The sequence below is a fragment of the Halothiobacillus sp. genome (assembly GCF_028710545.1).
GTDB lineage: Bacteria > Pseudomonadota > Gammaproteobacteria > Halothiobacillales > Halothiobacillaceae > Halothiobacillus.
Map to the genome: position 1 here is coordinate 1 of NZ_JAQTTX010000033.1, position 22708 is coordinate 22708.

Genomic DNA, 22708 nt, shown 5'->3' on the forward strand with positions numbered 1-22708 from the left:
ACTGATGTGGCCGAAACGGCGCATACCGCGCTGGTCGTGCTCGGCGCCGCATCCTTGCTGGTTGCTGGCTTGTTTATCACGCGGCAAACCATCATCAAGCGTCTGGCTGCCTATTCGAGTGTCGAGCACATGGCCGTGATTGCCCTGGGCTTTGGCTTTGGCGGCCCACTCGGCATCATCGGTGCGTTGTATCACATGCTCAACCACTCGCTGGCGAAGTCCTTGGTGTTTTTCGGCGCGGGCAACATGATGCATGCCTACGGCAGCAAGCGCATCGATGCCGTGCGCCGCGTGCTCGATTATTACCCGAAAAGCGGTGCGCTGTGGCTGGCCGGTGCCGTGGCGATTACCGGCGCGCCGCCGTTCGGCCTGTTTTTATCGGAATTGACCATCCTGCGTGGCGGCATGGCCGGGCAAAATGCTTGGGCGGTGTGGGTGATGGCCGTGTTGCTGATCGTGATTTTCATCGGCTTTTTGAATCACTTCCGTGCGATGTATTTTGGTGATCGCCCACCCGAGCACCGCCCGCATCTGCGGTTGAGCGCCTGGCATGTCGCGCCCATGGCCGTGGCCTTGCTCGGCGTATTGGCCTTGGGCTTATGGTGGTTGCCCATGATCTGGCAGCATTTGGCCGCCATCGCGCAGCATTTAGGAGGGCCGCTTCATGCCGCATCCTGAACCACCCATTGAACGGCCTTTTCAAATGCAAATTTTAAGGCCCGATGAATTACTTGATGCGGCGCAAACCTTGCTCGCTGACCATGATGTCGGCTTGGGCGACACCCCGAGCGCCCACGGACGAATGCAATGCGCCTACGCCCTGCGGGACGCAGACGGCAAGCTTTCGGTGCGTTATATCGTCAGCCAGGGCGCCAACCGGCCCTGGGGGATCTGGTCGGTGGATGCCGCGTCGGGATCGTTGCCCAGTCTGGCCAATGTGCTGCCTTTGCTTGGCTGGTACGAGCGCGAAATTCAGGACTTATACGGCATTACCTTCACAGATCACCCCGAGCCACATCCGTTGGTACTGCACGAGGGGTTTATTCCCAGCAAACCGCCGTTGCAAACGGGGTTTGATCCGAAGGCAGAGCCCATTCGCGGCCACGCCGAACCATTCGCCGAAGCGAACATGGTCGGCAGGGATATTCAGCGTTTACCCTTCGGGCTGATTCGGGCGGATGTGGTGGAGTCGGCTCAATTTGTCTTTCATTACATCGGTGAAGGCATCCTGCATTATCACCCGCGTTTGTTCTACAAACACCGCGCGATGGAAGCGCGTTTTGAAGGCGTGCCGATTTCGACGGCCTGTGTGCTGGCCGAGCGCGTTTCGGGCGTGGATTCGGTCGCGCATGAACTGGCCTTTTCTCAAGCGATGGAAGCAGCGTTGGGCTGGCAGGCACCGCTGCGGGCGCAAGTCTGGCGCGTGATACTGGCTGAACTGGAGCGGTTGTATAACCACCTGCATTATTTTGGCCATCTGGCGAAGACCACCACACTCAAGGTGGCCGAAGCCGAAGGCATCTGGTTGGAGGAGCAAGTCAAGCAGATCAATGGTCGTTTGACAGGCAGCCGATTCCTGCGCGGCGTGATCGTGCCCGGCGGATTGCGGCGCGATCTCGATGCCACGGGATTGGCCGCTGATCTTAACGCGCTGCAACCGCAGATCGAGGACTATCTCAACACCCTGGCCAATACGCGCAGTTATCTCGACCGCCTGCTCACCACCGGCGTACTGCCGCGGCAGGTGGCGTTCGATCAGGGCGCGACGGGGCCGATCGAACGCGCCAGTGATCTCGACCGCGATTTGCGCCGGGACCATGGCTACGCCTTGTATCCCGACCTTCAATTTGCCGTGCCCACCGCGACTGAAGGCGATGCCGATGCGCGTGCTCGTGTCCGCGATCAGGAGATTCGTCAATCCTTGCATCTCATCCGCCAAGCGCTGAATCAACTCGAACCCGGCGCGATTCGCCGCACCGAATCGACCATCGATCCGGCAATAGATGGCATGGGTTTGGGTTGGGCGGAAGCCGTGCGTGGGGGTTTGATTTATGCCGTGCATTGGGATGCAAAAGCCGAGCGCTTGACCCGCGTGAAAATCAAAGAACCCTCGTTTTCCAACTGGCGCGTGTTTCCGTTCACGGTGCACGACAGCAACATGATGGATTACGCAATCAACGAAGCGAGTTTCGGCCTCAGCGTGGCCGGAGCGGATCGCTAAGGAGATAATGCCCATGCCTTTGTGGACCTGGTTTGGCATCAAAAAAGGCCGTGCGACGACCGGCTGGCCCGAATCCGCCGGTTCGGACGGACAAGAGGGTGTGCTCGGCTTGCCCAAACTGAATGCCGATCTCTGCACCGAGGGCGCGCAAGGCTGTACGAACTGCGTGGCCAGTTGCCCGTCCGGGGCGATTGCCTTGAATGGTGCCGGGGATCAAGAGCAGAGCATCGATTTGGATTATGCCCGCTGCGTCGGCTGTCAACTGTGTACAGAAACTTGTCCGAGCGGAGCATTCAGCCCGTCTGACGATTGGGCGTTCGGTGTGCGTGATCGCGCCGATCTGTCGCGTTTGGGGCGGCCTGCGGCGCCGGATAAAAAACTGGAAGAAAAATGGCAAAAATCACTGGCCGGTTTCGGGCACAGTTTGCATATCCGTCATGTGGATGCCGGTTCCTGCAATGGCTGCGAGAGTGAGATTTCCGCCCTCTTGAACCCGTTTTACAACCTGCACCGCTTAGGCATCTTTTTTACGCCATCACCGCGTTTCGCCGATTTGTTGCTCGTCACCGGCCCGGTTACCGAAGTGATGCGTGAGCCGCTGCTGCGCACCTTTGAAGCCATGCCCGAGCCGCGCTGGGTGATGGCGCTGGGTACCTGCGCGACGGGCGGCGGCACGAACGGTGGCGGCTATGCCTGCCATCAGGGTCTGGACGGTATTTTGCCGGTGGATATCTGGCTGCCGGGCTGCCCGCCCAATCCGGCGGCCATTATCGAAGCGCTTTTGTTGTTGCTCGATCGCCGACCGCAGCAAGTCCATGGAGGCCGCCATGACGCTTGATTCCCTTTCGGGGTTTGGCTTTGCCCTGACCGCGCTGTTGTGGTTTGTCGCGTTACTGGGCGATGTGTTCGGTGCCCAACGATTTGCGCGTTGGCTGATCTCGCTGGGCACGCTGGTCGCCATTTTGGCCGTGCTTGGCAGTTTGATCGGTCAGCCACTCACATCAGCGCCATTGACCTTTGGTGACTGGCCGTGGCGATTTGCGCCCGATGCCGCCGGTTTGTGGTTGCTGTTGCCTGCACTGCTGCCCGCTTTTTTTGCGACGGCTACGGGGCGAACTCAGCACCCGCGGGGCTGGGTGGCCGGTGTGGCGCTGTCCCTGCTCGGTGCCTTGGGCATCTTGGGCGTGCAGGATGGCGCTAGCTTGCTCATTGCCTGGGAAGCACTCAGTCTCGGCGGCGCGATCATGTTGCTGGCCGAACGTCAAACCCAGCAGTCCGGCAACGATAACCTGTTCATGTTGGCCTTGCTCGAAGTGGGCTCGGTCGCCTTGTTGCTGGCCGTCATCCTGCTCGGCAAGCAGCTTGAGTTTTCGAGCTACGCGGCGCAATGGCAGGGTCTGGGTACCGGATTGGGGTTCGGGGTCGCCATGCTCTGGCTGATCGGCTTTGGCGCCAAGCTCGGTCTGCTGCCCTTTTACGAGTGGTATCCCAACGCCTACGGGCAGGGCAGTGGGGCGACGGGCGCGATCATGTCGGGCGCGATTTTGAATATGGCCTACTTTGCGCTCGGGCGGGCACTGCTCGATTGGCTGGGTTCGCCGCCTTGGCTTGGCTCGTTCGGTGTCGTCGTGCTGCTGTTCGGCGCCTTAACGGCAATTTTCGCGATTTTGTTCGCGTTTCAGCAAAACGACTGGCGACGCCTGCTGGCGTTTTCATCGGCCGAAAACGCCGCCGTAGCCATCACGGCATTGGGCGCTGCGCTGATTTTTCGCGCCGGTGGTCAAGCCGAACTGGCCGGATTGGCCTGGCTGGTTGGGCTCTTGCATTTGATGGGGCACAGTTTGGCCAAAGGCACCTTGTTTTTTGCCGCAGACGCGGTGGCCCGTGCCACCGGCAGCTACCACATTCGGCAAAGTGGCCTCTTACGGCGCGCGCCCTTCACCCTTGGCATCGGGGTGGTGTTTGCCGGGATGAGTCTGGCCGCGTTGCCTCCGACAGCCGGTTTTGTCAGCGAATGGTACTTGTTCCAGAGTCTGTTCCATGATTTCACCCTGCATGGCGACGGCCCGCGCATTGCCCTCGCTCTGGCGGGCGCCGGCATGGCGCTGACGGCGGCCATTGCCCTGGCGACGATGGTCAAAGTGTTGGGCGTGGGGTTATTGGGTAAAGCCGATGCGACATATCAAAGACCATCGATTGGTTCCCGAATCGCCTCGCTGGTGACAGGCTTGGCCGTGCCCGCCTTGGCGATTAGTTTTGTGTTTTGGTTGCCGCAACTCAAATACGCGATCTGGCAAGCCGCCTGGTCGCCTGCCGATGCGGCATCATTGATGGTGCACGGTTGGCTGTTGGTGCCTTTATCGGCGGATTTTGCGTTTATCTCGCCGCTGAAATTGATGATTGTGATGCCGCTTTTGGCCTTGATCCCGATGGCACTTATCCTGATAACGCTTATCTGGCTGCGCCCGCACATCAAGGTTCGTCGCGCCCCGATCTGGTGTGGCGGCGAACCGGTCAAGGCGCATTCGGGGGCCACCACGGCGCTGGCGTTTTCCAATGCGATGCGGGTGTTTTACCGATTCGTCTACCGCCCCACCAACGCGATTAATCGGCGTTTTGACCCAGGCAGCAAACCTTATTTTCTCAAGACGCTGGAATTCGATTACGCCCAGGCGCCTTTTTTCGGACCCTGGCTGTTTCAACCTGCCGTTCGTTTCGTGCAGGCCCTGTCACAGCGTATTTTGTTTTTACAGAACGGATTGATGAATGCTTATCTCGCCTATATCGGCATTCTGCTGATTCTGGTTTTTGCCTTTGCACTGTTCTGGACGCCGACATAACAGCGTTTTAAAGCCCTTGGCCTTTAAAAAAACCAGGTTTGGATTCAGGGTGCCGCCCTGGCTAAACCCGAGCGGCTTTGCTCGAATCCGTGCAGTAAATCCACTATAATGAGCGGTTCTATTGATAACCCGACAGGTGGAGGCGACATGACTGAATATGTTTTGATTCTTGTCAGCACCGTGTTGGTTAATAATTTTGTGTTGGTCAAGTTTCTGGGGCTATGCCCGTTTTTCGGGGTATCCAAGAAAATCGAAACGGCCATCGGCATGTCGCTGGCGACCACGTTCGTGCTGACGCTCTCGGCGATAGCCAGTTATCTCACCGAAACCTTCATTCTGGAACCCTTGGGGCTCACTTACCTGCGCACGATCATGTTTATCGTGGTGATCGCGGTGGTCGTGAATTTCACCGAGATGGTGGTGCGTAAAACCAGCCCGTTGCTGCATAACGTGCTCGGGATTTATTTACCCCTGATTACCACCAATTGTGCCGTGCTCGGCGTGGCCTTGCTGAACGTGCAGCAGGCGCATAATTTCGTCGAATCCGCGTTGTATGGGTTTGGCGCCTCGGTCGGTTTTTCCATGGTGTTGATTTTGTTCTCTGCCTTGCGTGAACGCATCAATGTGGCCGATGTGCCGATGGCGTTCGAGGGCGTGCCGATTGCCTTGATCACCGCCGGTTTGATGGCGCTGGGGTTCATGGGCTTTGCCGGCATGGTGAAAGTCTGATGTTGACGGCCATCCTTGTCGCGGCCGGTTTGGCATTGGCGTTCGGTATTTTGCTCGGTGTGGCCGCCCAGTGGTTCCACGTTGAAGGCAACCCGCTGGCAGAAAAGATCGACGCACTTCTTCCTCAGACTCAATGCGGCCAATGCGGGTTTACGGGTTGCAAACCCTATGCTGAGGCCATTGCCAAAGGGGAGGCCGACATCAACCAGTGTCCGCCCGGCGGCGAGGCGACGATCAAGAATCTGGCTGACCTGCTGGGCGTGGAACCCAAGCCGCTGAACGCTGAAAACGGCGAAGCCAAAACGGTTCCATTACTCGCGGTGATTGATGAGTCGGTTTGTATTGGTTGTACCAAATGCATTCAGGCCTGTCCGGTCGATGCGATTCTGGGCGCGGCCAAGCAGATGCATACGGTGATTGCCTCCGAGTGCACGGGTTGTGCGTTGTGTGTGGCGCCTTGCCCGGTCGATTGCATCGACATGGTGCCACTGGATGTCGGTTTGGCGGGTTTCCGTTTCCCGGAGCCTAAATGGATCGCGCCGCAATCAGCCGGTGCGCCGGAAGTCCAGCATGTCTGATCAGCCATTGCAGCCGATCGCTGCCCCCTTTTCGTTTCATGGCGGCATTCATCCGCCGGAGAACAAGACGCAAACCCGCGATCGCCCCATCAAGGCCATGCCCTTGCAGTCGCGTTATGTGTTGCCTTTGCAAATGCACATCGGGGCGGCGGCGCAGGCCGTGGTCAAGGTTGGGGATCGAGTCGGCAAAGGGCAGGTGCTGGCCCAGGCGACTGACTTCGTCTCGGCATCTGTTCATGCGCCGACTTCCGGGACCATTGTTGATATTTCCTCTCATCCCATTGCCCATCCCGGAGGCCTATCCGCGCCGTCGATCCTGTTGCAAGCCGATGGCGAGGATCGATGGGCCGAGCGGATGACGCCTTGGGTCGATTATCAGGACATCTCGCCCGCCCAGCTGCGCGGGCGACTGCGTGAGGCGGGTATCGTCGGGCTGGGTGGTGCTGTCTTCCCGACTGCCGCGAAGATGGCGACCGGACAGAGCAGGGTGCCCACGCTCATCCTGAACGGTGCGGAGTGTGAGCCGTATATCACCTGCGACGATCGCCTCATGCGTGAGCAACCGGAGGATATCCTGCGCGGCGCTGCCATCGCGATGTACATGATCGGCGCGGAACGCTGTCTGATCGGCATCGAGGACAACAAGCCAGAGGCCATCGCCGCCTTGCTGGAAGCGAGTCGCTCGGATCCGCGTTTTGCGGTATTTTCCGTCCCCACCCGTTATCCGGCGGGGGGCGAAAAGCAACTCATCAAGGTGTTGACGAATATCGAAGTGCCGCGCGGTCGTCGGGCCAGCGAGTTCGGATTGCTCTGCTTGAACGTGGCCACCGTGGTGGCGGTCCACCGGGCCGTTACCTTTGGCGAACCGATGATCGACCGGATCGTGACGGTCACGGGGGAGGGCATCACGCAACCGGAAAACCTCAAGGTGCGCATCGGCACGCTGATGAGCGATGTGGTGGCAGAGGCGGGCGGATATCGATCCGGGGTCGACCGGCTGATCATGGGCGGCCCGATGATGGGCTTTGCCTTGCACAGCGATGAGGTGCCGGTGGTCAAGGCCACCAACTGTCTGCTGGCCTTGCGCCCACAAGATCGTCCTGCCGAACCCGCGCCTCAACCCTGCATACGTTGCAGTCTCTGCGCGGAAGCCTGCCCTGCCGATCTCTTGCCGCAGCAGTTGTATTGGTACGCCCGCGCCAAGCAGTTCGATCGCGTGGTGGAGTACAACCTGTTCGACTGCATCGAATGTGGCGTGTGCAGTGCGGTTTGCCCATCTCACCTGCCACTGGTCGATTATTATCGCTTTGCTAAAACCGAAGTCTGGGCGCAGGAACGTGAAAAATCCAAGGCAAATCAGGCACGCGAGCGTTTTGAATTCCGCAACGAACGACTGGAGCGGATCAAGGCGGAGCGTGAAGCTGCTTTGAACAAGAAGCGTCAGGCTCTTGCGGCCAAGACCGCAGCCACTCCCGACGATGCCAGCGCGGCACCAGCTCATTCGGATGCGTTTGGTACGCATAAGCCCGCGTCAAACGGCACCGAAGCACCCGCCAGTATGGATGCCGCTGTCGAAGCCGCACGGGCGCGCGCCAAGGCACGACGGGAAGCCTTGGACGCTGATCGTGCCGCAGCAAACGAACAAACACCGGTTCAGGCACAACAAGAACAGATTTCCAAGAGCGATCGGCCATGAAATTTTCCCCGCAAACCGCGCCCTTGCCCGAGGCTTCCAATAGCGTTCGCCGCGTCATGCTGACGGTGTTGTTGGCAATGTTGCCGGGTACCGCCGTCGCGATTGCCCTGTTGGGATGGGGGGTGTTGATCAACATCCTGCTGGCGGTGAGCGCCGGTTTGGTGGCGGAAGCGGCGATGCTGAGCCTGCGTGCCCGTCCCATGCGGCCGGCCATTGGCGATGGTTCGGTCATCGTGCTGGCTTGGATTCTGGCGCTGTGCCTGCCCAACCTGGGGCCGTGGTGGCTGCCGGTATTCGGCACTGTTTTTGCCGTGGTGGTTGCCAAGCAATTGTATGGCGGCCTGGGGTTCAACCTCTTCAACCCGGCCATGGTCGGTTATGTCGTATTGCTGATCTCGTTCCCGGAGCCCATGACGCGCTGGGGGCCGGCCATCGACAGCTCCGGTTCGGCGCTCAATTTCATGCAGTCGGTCGCCTGGTCCTTTTCTGGAGTGTTGCCCAGTGGCGTGGGTTACGACGGCTTGAGCACGGCGACGCCGCTGGATCACGTGCGTGAACAAATCACGACCGGCGCCTCCATCCATCATGCGACGCAAAGCCTGTTCAGCGGCGGTTCGCTCGCCCAGTCGTGGAATTTGTGGCTGAGCCTGGCGTTCCTTGCCGGTGGTGCCTTGCTTTTGTGGCGCGGCGTCATTCGCTGGCATATTCCGGTGGCGATGATCACCGGCGTTCTTGTCATGTCCGGGTTCTTGTGGCTGCTGGATTCGGTGCATCACGCCAGCCCGCTGTTTCATCTCATCACAGGGGCGACCGTGTTCGGTGCCTTCTTTGTGGCAACCGATCCGGTGACGGCTTCGACCACACCACGCGGTCGCCTGATTTTCGGCTTCGGTATCGGCGTGCTGACGGTGCTGATTCGCAGCTTCGGCAGTTATCCGGATGGCGTTGCCTTTGCCGTTTTGCTGATGAACCTGTGTGTGCCGCTGATTGACTATTACAGCCAGCCCAAGGTTTTCGGCCATAAGAAGTCGGAACCCATAAAATGAGGCCAATGGTATGAAGCGCCTGCTCACATTGGATAAAAGCCGGATCGTCATCACAGCGCTGTTGCTGGGTGGTTTTTCCGTCGTGGGCGTTGGTGTGGTATCGATGACGCAGGAAGCCACGCGTGAGCGCATTGCCCAAGGCGAATTGGCGGTGTTGCGCGGGCAGGTTACGGCGGTTCTGCGTCCCGGCAGTTTCAATAATAATCCGGCAAACGCCGCATTTTTGCCGCCTGAGCCCCAAGCGTTGAATTTGCCGCCACTGAAACCGGAACCCGGCGACCCGGCTACGCGACTATCGGAATCGATTCGCGCCGGCATTGTGGGTTTTAGGGCAATCAAGGATGGCACTGTCACGGCTGTGGTTCTGCCGGTCATCACGCATTACGGCTATAGCGGTGATATCAAGCTCATCGTCGGCGTCGATCGCGAAGGCAAAGTCACCGGCGTGCGCGTGACCAAGCAAAACGAAACCCCGGGCCTCGGCGACAAGATCGAAGCGAATAAGACAAATTGGATATTTGGCTTCGATGATAAAAGTCTGGAAAACCCGGGCGAAAAGGGCTGGGCCGTGAAGAAAGACGGCGGCGTGTTCGATCAGTTCAGCGGTGCCACAATCACCCCCCGTGCCGTCGTCGGGGCCATTCATCAGGTGCTGGAGTATGTGCGTTTGCATCATGACGAATTGTTTGACGCGCCGCACTCATCCAGACATGAACATGATGACGAGTCAAAAGACAAGCCAAAAGACAACCCAGAAGCGGCACACATGCCAACAGAGGTGAACCATGAGTGATGTTTCCTATCGAGAACTTGCGGTACAAGGGCTCTGGAAAAACAATCCCGGGCTGGTCCAGATTCTCGGCATGTGTCCGATGATGGCGATCTCCAATACCGTGGTCAATTCATTGGGATTGGCGATGGCGACCATCTTGACGATGGTTGTATCCAACGGCCTGGCTTCGGCGATTCGCCATTGGGTGCGCCCTGAAGTGCGGCTGCCGGTGTTCGTGATGGTCGTCGCTTCGGTCGTGACCGTGATCGAACTCTGGATGAACGCTTATCTGAATACGCTCTACCACGTGCTGGGCATCTTCCTGCCGCTCATCGTGACCAACTGCATCGTTATCGCGCGGGTAGAGGGCTTTGCGGCTCGTAATCCGGTTCTGCCGTCCCTGTATGACGGGCTGATGATGGGGCTGGGTTTCGGTCTCGTGCTCGTGGCACTGGGTGTCATTCGCGAATTGCTGGGTTTCGGCACATTGCTGGCGAATGCGCAGCAACTCTTCGGCCCGATGGCGGCCAATTGGACGATTCATGTTTTGCCGGAACAAGCCCACTTCCTGTTGGCGATTTTGCCGCCGGGTGCGTTCATGGCGCTTGCTATCCTGATTGCCATCAAACAGGCGATAGAGCAGCGCAGAGCCGCGCGTTTAGCTCAGCCTGTTGCGCTGGAGCTGCCCAAGGCCGCAACGGCTTCATAGAAGAGAGCGGGCACACACGCAATCCTCATCATAAGGCCAGTGTCGAGTAGTTGTGCTATCAAGCCGGATCAGTGCCAGATCATCCGCAGCTGCTGGTGCTCTTGTTGTGGCAGATAGGTGTCACGTCTGGATGCTCGACGGCATCGGCAATCACGCTGACAAAGTGACCGAGTTCGTCCGGTGTCAGCACGGTCAGAATGCGGTTCATGATATTCGGATCAACCCGGGCAAGACTTGACCCCCCATTTTCCAACTGAACCCAGATACCCGCAGAAACGATATCGCCATCATCTTCCAAAGCTCGGGCGGCGGCCTCGTTCTGGGATGTCTCGTCTTCATACCAAGCCTCGATCTGATCCAGCAGGTTATCGTCGATATCGTCCGGAATGGCCACATTCGTTACGGATTCATTAATCGGATCGACACGCGAAGTGGCTGTAATGCCAAGGGTTTTTAGATGGTTGATGAAATTTTCGCCGCGATCTGAGGTCAGAAAGGTAAATTCGTACATTGTTGATTCCTCGTATGGGGTTTGGTGACGATGCAAACGTCAGGTTGAACATGCTTTATCAACCCGTATTGGCTCCATGCTGAATGACAATGCTCATTGAGCACCATCTTGTTTTGATTTGGGTTGGACTATCTTAAATGATAGCCTTGGTATGAGTTTTTTGCACTGCTCGGTGGCTCAATAGCGGTACTCGGAAAACCCCTTCCACGGGGATTTTTACAGGCACTTATTATTGGTGGCTCGTACTAAAAACTTCCTATTTCAATCGTTTGCGGGGTCGGATGCCTCTCATTAATCGCTCGCTCAATAAGGTGTTGACGATGGCTGCGACATTCTTTTGTCCACAGTGTTTTACCAAAGTGGCTGAGTCCACTGAAATCTGCCCGCATTGCCACACGGACATCAAGCACTATCTTCATCACGTGCCCTATGTGACGCGTCTGATTCACGCCTTGGGCCATCCTGAGTCGGAGGCGCGTATGTCGGCCACGATTGCCCTGGCAGGATTGGCCCCGCCGGAGGCAGTTAAGCCGCTGCTTGATCTGATTGCGCAATGGCCAAGTGATGTGGTTCAGGGAACTCAAGCGATTGATGCCCTCATGCAAATCAACACCAAGGAAGCCTGGCAGGGAATCGATACCATTTCAAAAACCCACCCTTCAACTGTCATCCGTCATGTCGCAGAACGGGCTTTATCCAGACCTTTGGAAGGATAACTTTGCGAAGTGAAATACATAAGTGTTTCACTTGGTTGAATTGTCATAATATGTCGATAAGGTGTATCCATTGCCCTATTGCATGGGCTTGGTTGTTCACAAGGAGACATGGATCATGCACGTTGAATTCCAAATTGTTCTGCTGTCTATTCTGGCCATGATCGGCATTATCGGTATGCCTGCGTATGTATTCTGGATGTTCTGGAAGAAATCGGGCGAGGCGCTCAAGGAGAAGCAGCAGCACTAAGTTCGCTATTTATAGACCCCTGTATAGCGGGGGTTTTAAGAAGACGCTGAGCGTTACAACAGTTCCAGCGCCTGATTGAGATGGCTGACGGCCGTGATGTTCAAGCCGTCGATCGGTCGTGCGGGCAAATTGGCTCTGGGTACGATGGCCTGGGTGAAGCCATGCTTGGCCGCTTCGGCTAGGCGCTCTGGCCCGCCACTGACCGGGCGGATTTCACCGGCGAGCCCCACTTCACCAAAAACGATCAATCCTTCCGGCAGGGGCCTGGCGCGGAAACTCGACAAGATTGCCAGCAGGCTGGGCAGGTCGGCCGCCGTTTCCGCGACGCGCACGCCGCCGACCACATTCAAAAAAACATCCTGATCATATAGGGCGATCTGGCCGTGCCGGTGCAGCACGGCCAGAAGCATGGCCAGCCGGTTCTGGTCGAGACCGACGGTCAACCGCTTGGGATTGCCGCCGGGGTGTTCGGCAACGAGCGCCTGAACTTCGACCAGCAGAGGGCGAGTGCCTTCACGAGTGACGGTAATAACGCTGCCGGGAACCGGTTGTTCATGGCGCGACAAAAAAATGGCGGATGGGTTGGTGACGGGTTTCAAACCGCGATCGGTCATGGCGAACACGCCGATTTCGTTGGCGGCGCCAAAACGGTTCTTGACCGCACGAATCACCCGAAAACGCGCACCGGGATCGCCTTCGAAATACAACACGGTATCGACCATGTGTTCGAGCACGCGCGGCCCGGCCAGAGCACCTTCCTTGGTGACATGGCCGACAATGAAGATGGTGACTTCATGCCGTTTGGCAAAGCGTACAAGTTGGGCCGTGCCTTCGCGCAACTGCGATACGGAACCGGGGGCTGCGGTCAGTCCTTCGGTATGCAGCGTCTGGATGGAATCGACCACCAGCAGACGCGGCAATTGGCGGGCACAGTGCGCCAGAATCGCTTCGACCGACGTTTCACTCATCAAGGTCAGTTGGCCTTGTTTCCCCGACAGATCGGCCTCAAGCCGCTGGGCGCGCAGCGCGACCTGTTGCAGGGATTCCTCGCCCGTCACATAGAGGCAGGGCATACGCGCCTGGAGTGTAAGCAGGGTTTGCAATAACAGTGTCGATTTTCCGATACCCGGGTCGCCGCCGATAAGGATGACCGAACCTTCAACCAATCCGCCGCCCAGGACGCGATCGAGTTCATCCAGCCCGGTGGATTCCCGGGGCGTTTCGCTGATACGCACTTCGGATATCAGGGTGGTTTGCGGGTTGCCCCCGGCATAGCCGCTGACACCCGGTGAACTGGCAGTCGATGCGTTACCGGGCAGGCGGATTTCGGTGAGGCTATTCCATGCCCCGCACTCGCTGCAGCGGCCTGCCCACTTGGGGAAATCGGCACCGCATTCCTGGCAGACGAAGGCCGATTTCTCCCTGGCGCGCGCCATTAATGATCGCTCGCCGGTTCGTGCGTGATGGTGAGTCGAGCGATGTCGACAGCTCGATTCCGGACGGACTCTACGGTAATCAGGATGTCGCCCAGATCAACTTCGGCGCCAACGGTTGGCAGCGTTTCCAGCTGCTCGATGATCAGGCCATTGAGCGTGCTGGCTTCCTGCGTGGGCAGTTCGATGGCCAGTTCCCGGTTGATCTCCCGGATGGGCATATTGCCCTTGAGCAGATAACTGCCATCTGCCTCCGCCTTGATTTCGTCGTTATCGGTAACCGGCGATGTGGTGAAGTCGCCAACGATTTCCTCAAGGATATCTTCGAGTGTAACGAGACCTTGAACATCGCCGTATTCATCGACCACCAGCGCCGAGCGGCGTTTTTCTTTCTGAAAGTTGAGCAGTTGCGTGGTCAGGGCCGTGCCTTCGGGTACGTAGTAGGGTTCGCGCAGCAGCCGTTTTAGCCGGCTCAGGGTGAGTGAGCCGTCCATCAGTGGCCCGAATAATCGGCGCACCGTGATCACGCCGATGGTGTTCTCGACGGAACCCTTGTAAACCGGTACCCGACTGTAGGACAGGTGCTTGATTTGTTCGAGTACCTCTTCCCAGGGCACACTGATGTCGATACCGATGATATCGGCACGGGGAATCATGATGTCCTCGACCTGCCCCTGCTCCAGATTCAGTACGGAAAGCAGTAATTCCTGGTGTTGTTCGGGCAGGTGATGACTGGATTCACGCACGATCGTTTGCAGTTCGGCAGCGGATAAGCCTTGGGCTTGTTTTGTCTTGGTGTTGAAACCCAGAAGATGCAGCAGACCATTCGCCAACAGGTTGATCAGTTGGATCAACGGCAGGATGGGTTTCATGATGAAGCTGTAGAAATAGGCGGCGGGCCAGGCGAATCGTTCGGGGGACACTGCGGCTGCGGTCTTCGGGGCGACTTCACCGAAAATCAGCAGGGCGAAGGTCATCACGCCGGTGGCAATGGCAAGGCCACTGTCGCCAAACAGGCGTAAGCCGATGACCGTGGCAATGGACGAAGCCAGAATATTGACGAAGTTGTTGCCCAAAAGAATCAGCCCGAGCAATCGGTCGGGCTTTTCAAGCAGTTTTTGCGCGCGCACCGCGCCGCCGTGCCCACGCTTGGCCAGGTGGCGCAGTCGGTAGCGGTTCAGGGAAATGAGCGCAGTCTCTGAACTGGAGAAAAACGCCGATAACAAAATGAGAATAACGAGTGCCGCGATCAGCACGCCAAGGTGTGTTTCGTTCAATGGAGGATCTGTGTGTGGCCAAACAGGAACCTAGTGTACGAAAAAAACGCGGGCTAGTGGGAATTCATCGTCAAGGTTGGTTATTTGAGTTGGCACGGATATCGCTTTGCATTGTTCACTAATTAGCGGGAGGGTAACCGTGATGAGTGATTCAATCTTCGGAATCCATGGGCAGGCATTGGTGTTCCAATCGCAGCGCATGGGGATTCTGGCTTCGAATATCGCCAATGCCGATACGCCGAATTTCAAGGCGCGGGATCTGTCGTTCCACGATGCCTTGCGGGCGGCAGCCGGCCAGGGATCGGTGGGGCAGCCGCTGGCGTTGGCGCACAATCAACCAGGGCAGATGTCCGGCGCGGCAGCAAACGGCGGGGCGCAGGAGTTGTACCGCATTCCCGATCAACCCGCTCTGGATGGCAACACAGTGGATATGGATCGTGAGCGGGTGCGGTTTACCGAAAACGCGGTGTCCTATCAAACCACGCTGAGTTTTCTCAATAGCCGGATCAAGGGCATCAACTCGGCACTGACCGGTCAGTAGAGAGGTAATCAATCATGAGCTTGTTTTCGATTTTCAATGTATCCAGTTCGGCGATGGCGGCGCAGTCGTTGCGGCTGAATGCCACAGCGTCGAATATGGCCAATGCCGATGCGGTTGCCACCAAACCCGAAGATGCCTACAAGGCCCGTGAGCCGGTGTTCCAGCAGGTGATGGAGCAGAACGGCGGGGTGGGTGTGCGCGTATCGGGCATCACCCAGAGCACCGCACCGAATCCTGCTTTGTATGAACCCGGAAATCCACTGGCCAATAAAGATGGCTATGTGTTTTCGTCGAACGTAAATCCGGTTGAGGAGATGGTCAATATGTTGTCGGCCTCACGCTCCTATCAGACCAACGTGCAGATGATGGATACCGCCAAGAATTTGGCGCTAAGAACCTTGCAACTCGGCCAATAGGAGTCCTGAGCTATGACAACCAGTACGACAGCAACCAACCCGTACGCCAGTTTGGGCTTGGCCGTTTCCTCTGCGACGGGTAGTGGCGCGACCAGCACCAGTGCTACGTCGGGCAATGGTGCAGAATCCCTCGATATGAACAGTTTCATGAAGCTGCTGACGACGCAGCTTCAAAATCAGGATCCGACAAATCCGACCGACAACAGCCAGATGATCGCGCAACTCGCGCAGTTCAGCTCGCTGCAAGGGATTAGTCAGCTCAATACGACGGTGAACGGGTTCCAGTCCACGTTGCAGTCGAGCCAGATCATGCAGGCAGCGGCCCTAGTCGGCAAGGCGGCCATCGTGAAAGGCGATACCGCCCATATGTATAACTCGACTGCTGCCGACGGCACGACAAAGGCTTCCGGGATTCTGGGTGCGGTGGATATTCCCACGGGGGCAACGAGTGTTTCGGTATCGATTACCAATGCCAGCGGACAGGTGGTGGATACGCAGAGCGTACCGGTTTCAGGGAGTGCGCGGCCGACATTTTCCTGGGATGGGACCATGCCCGATGGCAGCGTTGCGCCGCCAGGTGCCTACACCGTGACGGCCAACGCGACGGTAAATGGCCAGGGACAGGCGGCTCAAACCTACGTGGGCGCGGTGATCAGTAGTGTCGGTGTGACGAGCAGCGGTCCGCAGCTGAATCTGGATGGTGGCCTGCCGCCTGCGAAGTTATCCGATGTCGTTGAAATTATCAGTTGATGCTGGGATTGATCCGGCAGTAACGTATGTACTCATGTTAAGGAGAAAATCCCATGTCATTTAATACCTCGATTACGGGGCTGAATGCGGCCCAGAAAGATCTGGATGTCACCAGTAACAATATCGCCAACGCCAACTCGACCGGGTTTAAGAGCTCGCGTGCGCAGTTTGGTGATATTTACGCCGTGAGCGCTTATGGCAACAGTAAAACCGCCACAGGGCAGGGCGTTTTAACCGAGGCCGTGCAACAGCAGTTCACGCAGGGCAGCCTGCAGTTCACCAATAATTCGCTAGATTTGGCGATTTCCGGCCAGGGCTTCTTTACCTTCCAGCCGACGCTGGACAGCCAGCAATCGGTGTATTCCCGCGCCGGTGCGCTGGGCGCAAATAAAGACGGCTTTATCGTGAATACCAACGGCCAGTACCTCAAAGCGTTACCGGTGAGTGCCAACGGCACCTTGCAATCCACTTCACTGGCCAGTGCCAAGCCGATCCAATTGCCGGTGGCGGCGGGCGCACCTAAGGCAACCGTCAACGTGACGCAATCGTTCAACCTGCCTGCCAGTGCGACAGTACCCGCGGTGACGCCCTTTGATATGACGCAGGCGACCCCCGATCCTGCTTCCTATACACAGGCGAATTCGCAGCAGGTTTATGATTCTTTGGGTAATACCCATACCTTGACGAGCTATTACGTCAAGACGGCCAACCCCAATGAATGGAACGTGTACTACCAGATCGACACCCAGCCTTCTCAGGGGCCATCAACGCTGACCTTTGATGCTAACGGGCAACTGCCGACCACGCCCGCGCCATTTCCCGTGACTGCAACGGCCGCCAGTCTGGGAACAGGTGCCGCGCCCTTGAATATCAATGTTCAGACTCAGGGCGATTCCACCCAGTACAACGCGCCGTTCAATATGGCGGCACAATCTCAGGACGGGAATACCACCGGGCAGTTGACGGGCGTATCGGTGGGGAGCAATGGCCTGATTCAGGCGAGCTATTCCAACGGTCAGAATATTCCGCTGGGGATGGTGGCGCTCGCCAATTTCAGTAATCCGCAGGGACTGAAACAGGTTGGCAATAATTCATGGGCGGAATCGGTCGATTCGGGCGCGCCCACGGCCGGTCAACCGGGAACGGGTACCTTCGGTCTGATTCAGGGCGGCGCACTGGAGCAGTCGAATGTCGATCTGACTCAGCAACTGGTGAATCTGATTACGGCGCAGCGCAACTTCCAGGCGAATGCTCAGGCCATTCAGACAGATAAAACAGCGACCGATGCGGTGATCAACATTCGGTAAATCTGGTCGGTAAATCCGGCCGTTAAATGAGACAAAGGGTGATGAAAAAGACGGACAGTGTGCCGTCTTTTTTTTGCCCTAAGTAAATGCTGATTTATTCCATCCTTGGAATAAATCAGCTCGCTCATCGCGCTACACGCCCGCGATGGCTCTCACGAATCAAAGACGTACGTCTTTGTTCGTGTTGGGCCATCCTGCCCCAAACGGGAAGCACTGAATAAATCAGCGCTTCCCTAAATCAAGTGTGAACGGGATGTCAGGATGGTGTCATAAAATTGGCTATCGCGTCTCTGTGATCACAAGCCATGGCGCTATACCGCATCAGGCTAAGGTTTGGAGCCGGTTTTCAATAATTGGCACGTCCTGTGCTTTGAAACAACTGTATTCATTATTCAGTGAGGAGCCGGTTATGGATCGTCTCGCCTACATTGCCATGAGTGGCGCCAAGCAAACGCTGCTGGCCCAATCGACCAATGCCAACAATCTGGCCAACGTGAGCACCCAGGGGTTCAAAGCCGATCTGGATGCGTTTCAATCCATGCCGGTTTATGGACCCGGTTATGCAAGCCGGGTGTATGCCCAGGATGAGCGCAGCGGCACCGATTTTGCCCAGGGCCCACTGATGACCACGGGGCGTAGCTTGGATGTTGCGCTCAAGGGCCAGGGGGTCATGGCTGTTCAGGCGCCCGATGGTTCGACGGCTTATACCCGCCGCGGCGATTTGCATATCTCACCGAATGGACAACTGCAAACCGGTTCCGGCGCTCCCGTGCTGGGCAACCAGGGGCCGATTGCCATTCCGCCGGCAAGCAAGATCGATATTTTGGGCGATGGCACGATCTCGATCATCCCGCTTGGCGGCGATGTCAATGCACCGGCGCAGATCGATCGAATTCGTCTGGTCAATCCGCCATTGGCCGATCTGCAAAAACGCGGGGATGGTTTGTTCGCGCTCAAGCCGAACACGCCTGTCCCACAACCGGACGCAGCCGTGCAGGTTGCCAGCGGCGTGCTTGAGGGCAGCAATGTGAATCCGGTCGACTCGATGGTGAAGATGATCGAATACGGCCGTCTGTTCGAAATGCAGACCAAGATGATCAAAACGGCCGATGCCAATAGTTCTGCGGCCGATCAATTATTGAAATTCAGTTGAGGATTGAACCATGACGACACCTGCTTTATGGATTGCCAAAACCGGCCTTGATGCCCAGCAAACCCGCATGTCCGTGATTTCGAACAACCTGGCGAACGTCAACACCACGGGTTTCAAGCAGGATCGGGCGGTATTCGAAGATCTGATTTATCAGAACTACCGTCAGGTCGGTGCGGCCAACACGCAACAAAACGAAGTACCAACCGGCCTGAATATCGGCACCGGGGTGAAGGTGGTGGCGACGGAAAAGAATCATACCCAGGGCAATTTGGTCACCACCAATAACGCACTGGATTTGGCGATCAATGGCCGTGGTTTTTTCCAAGTGCTTCAACCCGATGGCACCGTGGCTTATACCCGTGACGGCAGCTTCAGCCTCGATAGCAACGGCCAGGTCGTCACGGCGAACGGTTATCCCTTGCAACCGGCGATTACCGTTCCGCAGGGCGCGCAATCGATTACTGTGGGTAAAGATGGCACGGTCAGCGTTCAGTTGGCGGGGCAGGCGCAACCCAGTCAGGTCGGTACGATCGATCTGGCGGATTTCGTCAATCCGGCGGGTTTGCAGCCCATCGGCGATAACCTGTTTCTGGAATCCGGTTCCAGCGGCGCGCCACAAACCAGCACGCCCGGTTTGAACGGCGTGGGCAATATGCAGCAAGGCATGCTCGAAAGCTCCAATGTGAACGTGGTCGAAGAGCTGGTCAGCATGATTGAAACGCAACGCGCCTACGAAATGAATTCCAAGGCCATTTCCGCGACATCCAGCATGTTGCAGACCTTGAATCAGAACACCTGAGATCAATTAGGAAGGGTTGGGGTATGAACCGATATCCATTGTTAGCGTTGAGTGTGATCGGCCTCGTCTTCGGTTTGAGTGGCTGTGCGAGTCAGCCGCCGATGAAGCCCGATCCGTCCTTTGCGGTCGTCATGCCGCCGGAGGCGTCTACCAACAATCCCATGCAGAATAACGGCTCGATCTACCAGTCCGGTCAGATGGATAACATGTTTGTCGATTCCCGGCCCTATCGGGTGGGCGACATTTTGACGGTGGTGCTGCAAGAAAGCATGAATGGCAGCAAGAGTGCCACCACGGGAACCAGCAAGGCCGATTCGGTTGCGATCACGCCACCGGCGATCGGTGGGTTGTCCGCTAATATCATGAACCGATTTGGCGCCACGCTTTCCACGGCCAACCAGTTCAAGGGTGACGGAACCAGTGCGCAAACCAACAGCTTGAGGGGGCAGATTTCCGTGACGGTCGCGCGGGTCTATGCCAACGGCAGCCTCTTCGTGCAGGGCCAGAAATACATCGGAATCAATCAGGGTACGGAATACGTGCGCTTATCCGGATTGGTACGCCCGCAGGATATTGCGACGGATAACAGCGTGCTCTCGACCCGGATTGCCGATGCGCATATTTCCTACGGCGGAACGGGCACCGTGAATGACGCCAACAACATGGGCTGGCTGGCCCGATTCTTCAACAGCCCAATTTTTCCTTTCTAATTCAAGTGAGGCCAATCATGCGCCATTTCATGCTGATTATGCTGTTGGGTTTGCTGCTGCCGGTGACGGTGGCACAGGCTGTTACGCAAGAACCTGCGCAGCGCATCAAGGATTTGGCCACCTTTGCCGGCGTGCGCAACAATCAGATCATCGGTTATGGTCTGGTCGTGGGGTTGCCTGGGACAGGGGATCAAACCACGCAGGTGCCGTTCACCTTGCAGAGCATTCAGAACATGTTGTCGCGTCAGGGTTTGTCGCCATCGGCTGGCAACGTGCAGCTCAAGAACGTGGCCGCGGTGATGGTCACGGCGAGCTTGCCGCCGTTTGCCAAGCCGGGTCAACAAATTGACGTGACGGTTTCTTCCATCGGCAATGCGAAAAGCCTGCGCGGTGGTGAACTCCTGATGACGCCGCTCAAGGGCGTGGACGGACAAATCTATGCGGTGGCGCAAGGGAGTCTCCTCGTCGGCGGGCTGGATGTGAGCGGCAAGGATGGTTCCCGAGTGACCGTCAATATTCCGACGGCAGGGCGCATTCCGAACGGTGCGTTGGTCGAGCGTTCGGTTACCAGCACCATGGGCGGCGCGAATTCGGTTTATCTCGACCTGAACACTCCCGATTTCACGACAGCCAAGAACATGGAAAAAGCCATCAACCAAATGCTGGGCGGTGGCGTGGCTGAAGCGGTGGATGGTGGCACAATCCGTGTGCGTGCGCCGCAGGATGCCAACGCCCGCGTAGGATTCATGTCGGTGCTCGAAGGCATTGAAGTGTCTCCGGGTGAAGGGGCGGCCAAAGTGGTTGTCAACGCGCGTACCGGCACAGTGGTGATCGGTCAGAATGTGCGGATCGAGGCCGCTGCCGTGTCCCATGGTGATCTGACCGTCACGGTCAAGGAAAACGCCCAGGTGTCGCAACCGGGACCATTCTCGAGAGGGCAAACCGTGGTTACGCCGAATTCCCAGGTGAGCGCGAAAGAAGACAAGAAGCGTGCCTTCCTGTTCAATCCGGGTGTGACGCTGAACGATATCGTCAAGGCCGTGAACGCGGTGGGCGCATCGCCTTCCGATCTGGTTGCCATTCTCGAAGCCCTCAAAAGCGCTGGCGCGTTGAAGGCGCAACTGATCGTGATCTGATGAGCGAGGAGGGCGTGGTATGAGCATCATCAATCAAAGTACCGATGTCAGCAGCTACGCCGACTTTCAGGGCTTGGCGCGCCTGAAAGCGACGGCTCAGAATGACCCGCGCGAGGCCCTGAAAACCGTCGCGCATCAGTTCGAGACCCAGTTCATCGGCATGTTGATGAAATCCATGCGTGATGCCACACCGCAGGATGGCTTGCTCGATAGCCAGCAGAGCAAGACATTCCAAAGCATGATGGATCAGGAAGTCGCGCAGAAAATTGCCGCGCATGGCGGGATCGGCCTGGCGGGTATGATCGAGCGGCAGCTTAGTCAGGACACGCCCGGCACGACCCAGAACAAGGCACTTGATGAAGCCAAACCTCATGCCTTTGCGTTGCACCCGGTCAATCCCGCAACGGAACAGGCCATCGATTCGACCCCACGCGCGTTCAAACTGCCGGAGCGCAACCCGATGCTCAAGGCCTTCGCGCTGGGGAAGCAGACGCCAAACGCTTCTGCGCTGAAAGCGTCCGATGCAGCGCCATCTGTTTCTGCGCTGGCGAGCCAAACCACATCGATAAGCCCTCAAAATAAGCCCAAGTATTGGGATTCCCCCGAGGCTTTTGTCACTGCGATTCTTCCCCACGCTGAAGCGGCGGCGAAAAAACTCGGCATTCCCGCCAAGGTGCTGGTGGCGCAATCGGCGCTGGAAACAGGCTGGGGCAAGCATTTGCCCGTGAATGCGAACGGGCAGGCCAACTACAACTTCTTTGGCATCAAGGCAGATTCTTCCTGGCAAGGCGCGAAGCAATCCGTCAACACGCTGGAATTTGAAGGTGGCGCGATGGTGCAACGCAAGGCATCGTTCCGGGCCTATGATTCGGTGAGCGCTTCGTTCAATGATTTTGTGCAGTTCCTGCAGGAAAACCCACGGTACAGCCAGGCATTGAAAGACAAGAGCGATCCCGAGCGTTTTGCGCGTGCGCTACAGAAGGCAGGCTATGCAACCGATCCACAATATGCCGACAAGCTCATTGCGATCATGCGATCCGGGCGGATTCCCGATTCGTCCGATGGCTTGGGTACGTCCTGAGCATTTTATTGATTTTTTCGTGCAAAAGGCTCAAGTTTCC

At 57.4% G+C, this 22708-nt stretch carries 24 protein-coding genes; 21 read left to right on the top strand and 3 right to left on the bottom strand.

Annotated elements, in window-relative coordinates:
* The 10 genes from PHD44_RS07975 to PHD44_RS08020 form a co-directional block, all read left to right on the top strand.
* A partial coding sequence (locus PHD44_RS07975) for a proton-conducting transporter membrane subunit (RefSeq protein WP_300190078.1) occupies positions 1–678 on the top strand: 678 nt, incomplete at its 5' end.
* Entirely contained in the window at positions 665–2221 is a 1557-nt protein-coding gene (locus PHD44_RS07980) for an NADH-quinone oxidoreductase subunit C (protein ID WP_300190081.1), read from the top strand. The genes PHD44_RS07975 and PHD44_RS07980, both read left to right, overlap by 14 nt.
* A 13-nt stretch (positions 2222–2234) precedes the next feature.
* Positions 2235–3059, top strand: coding sequence for an NADH-quinone oxidoreductase subunit NuoB (nuoB, locus tag PHD44_RS07985; protein ID WP_300190083.1), 825 nt, complete (start codon positions 2235–2237; stop codon positions 3057–3059).
* Complete coding sequence (locus tag PHD44_RS07990; RefSeq protein WP_300190085.1) at positions 3049–5061, top strand: proton-conducting transporter membrane subunit; 2013 nt, start codon at positions 3049–3051, stop codon at positions 5059–5061. Before nuoB ends, PHD44_RS07990 begins: the two co-directional genes overlap by 11 nt.
* A gap of 147 nt (positions 5062–5208) precedes the next feature.
* Positions 5209–5790 carry an electron transport complex subunit RsxA gene (gene rsxA / locus PHD44_RS07995; RefSeq protein WP_300190087.1) on the top strand — a complete coding sequence of 194 codons (582 nt, stop codon included), beginning with the start codon at positions 5209–5211 and terminating at the stop codon, positions 5788–5790.
* Positions 5790–6368, top strand: coding sequence for an electron transport complex subunit RsxB (gene rsxB / locus PHD44_RS08000; RefSeq protein ID WP_300190090.1), 579 nt, complete (start codon positions 5790–5792; stop codon positions 6366–6368). Before rsxA ends, rsxB begins: the two co-directional genes overlap by 1 nt.
* Positions 6361–8064: an electron transport complex subunit RsxC gene (rsxC, locus tag PHD44_RS08005; RefSeq protein ID WP_300190093.1), complete on the top strand. Its 1704-nt coding sequence runs from the start codon at positions 6361–6363 to the stop codon at positions 8062–8064. Before rsxB ends, rsxC begins: the two co-directional genes overlap by 8 nt.
* Positions 8061–9110 carry an electron transport complex subunit RsxD gene (gene rsxD / locus PHD44_RS08010; RefSeq protein ID WP_300190096.1) on the top strand — a complete coding sequence of 350 codons (1050 nt, stop codon included), beginning with the start codon at positions 8061–8063 and terminating at the stop codon, positions 9108–9110. Before rsxC ends, rsxD begins: the two co-directional genes overlap by 4 nt.
* A gap of 10 nt (positions 9111–9120) precedes the next feature.
* Positions 9121–9903 (top strand): RnfABCDGE type electron transport complex subunit G, encoded by a 783-nt coding sequence (locus PHD44_RS08015; protein ID WP_300190099.1) that lies wholly within the window; start codon positions 9121–9123, stop codon positions 9901–9903.
* Complete coding sequence (locus PHD44_RS08020) at positions 9896–10591, top strand: electron transport complex subunit E (RefSeq protein ID WP_300190102.1); 696 nt, start codon at positions 9896–9898, stop codon at positions 10589–10591. Before PHD44_RS08015 ends, PHD44_RS08020 begins: the two co-directional genes overlap by 8 nt.
* Positions 10592–10670: 79 nt before the next feature.
* On the opposite strand, the gene PHD44_RS08025 is transcribed toward PHD44_RS08020, so the two are convergent.
* The gene (locus PHD44_RS08025) at positions 10671–11102 is read right to left on the bottom strand and encodes a hypothetical protein (protein WP_300190104.1); all 432 of its coding nucleotides are present in this window, start codon (positions 11100–11102) and stop codon (positions 10671–10673) included.
* A 320-nt stretch (positions 11103–11422) separates the two neighbouring features.
* Here PHD44_RS08025 and PHD44_RS08030 point away from each other — a divergent pair, with 320 nt between their 5' ends.
* Together PHD44_RS08030 and PHD44_RS08035 are read left to right on the top strand one after the other, a co-directional pair.
* Positions 11423–11818, top strand: coding sequence for a HEAT repeat domain-containing protein (locus PHD44_RS08030; RefSeq protein WP_300190106.1), 396 nt, complete (start codon positions 11423–11425; stop codon positions 11816–11818).
* 115 nt (positions 11819–11933) lie between these two features.
* Positions 11934–12065 carry a DUF3149 domain-containing protein gene (locus tag PHD44_RS08035; protein ID WP_300190109.1) on the top strand — a complete coding sequence of 44 codons (132 nt, stop codon included), beginning with the start codon at positions 11934–11936 and terminating at the stop codon, positions 12063–12065.
* Between the two features lie 53 nt (positions 12066–12118).
* Here PHD44_RS08035 and radA read toward each other — a convergent pair whose 3' ends face one another.
* Both radA and PHD44_RS08045 read right to left on the bottom strand, forming a co-directional pair.
* Positions 12119–13501, bottom strand: a complete 1383-nt coding sequence (radA, locus tag PHD44_RS08040; RefSeq protein ID WP_300190112.1) for a DNA repair protein RadA — start codon at positions 13499–13501, stop codon at positions 12119–12121.
* A complete protein-coding gene (locus tag PHD44_RS08045; protein ID WP_300190115.1) occupies positions 13501–14775 on the bottom strand; it encodes an HlyC/CorC family transporter in 1275 nt (424 codons plus the stop codon). The genes radA and PHD44_RS08045 overlap by 1 nt, the downstream gene beginning before the upstream one ends.
* 142 nt (positions 14776–14917) lie before the next feature.
* On the opposite strand from PHD44_RS08045, the gene flgB reads away from it, so the two are divergent.
* The 9 genes from flgB to flgJ all read left to right on the top strand — a co-directional run bounded on the left by flgB (position 14918) and on the right by flgJ (position 22668).
* The gene (flgB, locus tag PHD44_RS08050) at positions 14918–15316 is read left to right on the top strand and encodes a flagellar basal body rod protein FlgB (protein ID WP_300190118.1); all 399 of its coding nucleotides are present in this window, start codon (positions 14918–14920) and stop codon (positions 15314–15316) included.
* Between the two features lie 11 nt (positions 15317–15327).
* Positions 15328–15732: a flagellar basal body rod protein FlgC gene (gene flgC / locus PHD44_RS08055; protein ID WP_300190152.1), complete on the top strand. Its 405-nt coding sequence runs from the start codon at positions 15328–15330 to the stop codon at positions 15730–15732.
* Between the two features lie 12 nt (positions 15733–15744).
* Positions 15745–16482 carry a flagellar hook capping FlgD N-terminal domain-containing protein gene (locus PHD44_RS08060; RefSeq protein ID WP_300190121.1) on the top strand — a complete coding sequence of 246 codons (738 nt, stop codon included), beginning with the start codon at positions 15745–15747 and terminating at the stop codon, positions 16480–16482.
* A 53-nt stretch (positions 16483–16535) separates the two neighbouring features.
* The gene (gene flgE / locus PHD44_RS08065) at positions 16536–17789 is read left to right on the top strand and encodes a flagellar hook protein FlgE (RefSeq protein WP_300190124.1); all 1254 of its coding nucleotides are present in this window, start codon (positions 16536–16538) and stop codon (positions 17787–17789) included.
* 409 nt (positions 17790–18198) lie between these two features.
* Entirely contained in the window at positions 18199–18942 is a 744-nt protein-coding gene (gene flgF / locus PHD44_RS08070; protein WP_300190127.1) for a flagellar basal-body rod protein FlgF, read from the top strand.
* A gap of 10 nt (positions 18943–18952) precedes the next feature.
* A complete protein-coding gene (gene flgG, locus PHD44_RS08075; RefSeq protein ID WP_290677704.1) occupies positions 18953–19741 on the top strand; it encodes a flagellar basal-body rod protein FlgG in 789 nt (262 codons plus the stop codon).
* 23 nt (positions 19742–19764) lie between these two features.
* The gene (gene flgH, locus PHD44_RS08080) at positions 19765–20451 is read left to right on the top strand and encodes a flagellar basal body L-ring protein FlgH (RefSeq protein ID WP_300190130.1); all 687 of its coding nucleotides are present in this window, start codon (positions 19765–19767) and stop codon (positions 20449–20451) included.
* Positions 20452–20468: 17 nt separating this feature from the next.
* A complete protein-coding gene (locus PHD44_RS08085; RefSeq protein ID WP_367182016.1) occupies positions 20469–21587 on the top strand; it encodes a flagellar basal body P-ring protein FlgI in 1119 nt (372 codons plus the stop codon).
* Positions 21588–21606: 19 nt separating this feature from the next.
* The gene (gene flgJ / locus PHD44_RS08090; protein WP_300190132.1) at positions 21607–22668 is read left to right on the top strand and encodes a flagellar assembly peptidoglycan hydrolase FlgJ; all 1062 of its coding nucleotides are present in this window, start codon (positions 21607–21609) and stop codon (positions 22666–22668) included.
* Positions 22669–22708 lie beyond the last annotated feature (40 nt).

Bases quoted from the DNA above. Each gene is read 5' to 3' on its own strand.
- PHD44_RS07980 (WP_300190081.1), top strand. From the start codon at position 665: ATGCCGCATCCTGAACCACCCATTGAACGGCCTTTTCAAATGCAAATT.
- flgG (WP_290677704.1), top strand. From the start codon at position 18,953: ATGACGACACCTGCTTTATGGATTGCCAAAACCGGCCTTGATGCCCAG.
- PHD44_RS08035 (WP_300190109.1), top strand. From the start codon at position 11,934: ATGCACGTTGAATTCCAAATTGTTCTGCTGTCTATTCTGGCCATGATC.
- flgH (WP_300190130.1), top strand. From the start codon at position 19,765: ATGAACCGATATCCATTGTTAGCGTTGAGTGTGATCGGCCTCGTCTTC.
- PHD44_RS08025 (WP_300190104.1), bottom strand. From the start codon at position 11,102: ATGTACGAATTTACCTTTCTGACCTCAGATCGCGGCGAAAATTTCATC.
- nuoB (WP_300190083.1), top strand. From the start codon at position 2,235: ATGCCTTTGTGGACCTGGTTTGGCATCAAAAAAGGCCGTGCGACGACC.
- radA (WP_300190112.1), bottom strand. From the start codon at position 13,501: ATGGCGCGCGCCAGGGAGAAATCGGCCTTCGTCTGCCAGGAATGCGGT.
- flgJ (WP_300190132.1), top strand. From the start codon at position 21,607: ATGAGCATCATCAATCAAAGTACCGATGTCAGCAGCTACGCCGACTTT.
- rsxA (WP_300190087.1), top strand. From the start codon at position 5,209: ATGACTGAATATGTTTTGATTCTTGTCAGCACCGTGTTGGTTAATAAT.
- rsxD (WP_300190096.1), top strand. From the start codon at position 8,061: ATGAAATTTTCCCCGCAAACCGCGCCCTTGCCCGAGGCTTCCAATAGC.
- rsxC (WP_300190093.1), top strand. From the start codon at position 6,361: ATGTCTGATCAGCCATTGCAGCCGATCGCTGCCCCCTTTTCGTTTCAT.
- PHD44_RS07990 (WP_300190085.1), top strand. From the start codon at position 3,049: ATGACGCTTGATTCCCTTTCGGGGTTTGGCTTTGCCCTGACCGCGCTG.
- flgB (WP_300190118.1), top strand. From the start codon at position 14,918: ATGAGTGATTCAATCTTCGGAATCCATGGGCAGGCATTGGTGTTCCAA.
- rsxB (WP_300190090.1), top strand. From the start codon at position 5,790: ATGTTGACGGCCATCCTTGTCGCGGCCGGTTTGGCATTGGCGTTCGGT.
- PHD44_RS08060 (WP_300190121.1), top strand. From the start codon at position 15,745: ATGACAACCAGTACGACAGCAACCAACCCGTACGCCAGTTTGGGCTTG.
- flgF (WP_300190127.1), top strand. From the start codon at position 18,199: ATGGATCGTCTCGCCTACATTGCCATGAGTGGCGCCAAGCAAACGCTG.
- flgE (WP_300190124.1), top strand. From the start codon at position 16,536: ATGTCATTTAATACCTCGATTACGGGGCTGAATGCGGCCCAGAAAGAT.
- PHD44_RS08030 (WP_300190106.1), top strand. From the start codon at position 11,423: ATGGCTGCGACATTCTTTTGTCCACAGTGTTTTACCAAAGTGGCTGAG.
- PHD44_RS08015 (WP_300190099.1), top strand. From the start codon at position 9,121: ATGAAGCGCCTGCTCACATTGGATAAAAGCCGGATCGTCATCACAGCG.
- PHD44_RS08020 (WP_300190102.1), top strand. From the start codon at position 9,896: ATGAGTGATGTTTCCTATCGAGAACTTGCGGTACAAGGGCTCTGGAAA.
- PHD44_RS08085 (WP_367182016.1), top strand. From the start codon at position 20,469: ATGCGCCATTTCATGCTGATTATGCTGTTGGGTTTGCTGCTGCCGGTG.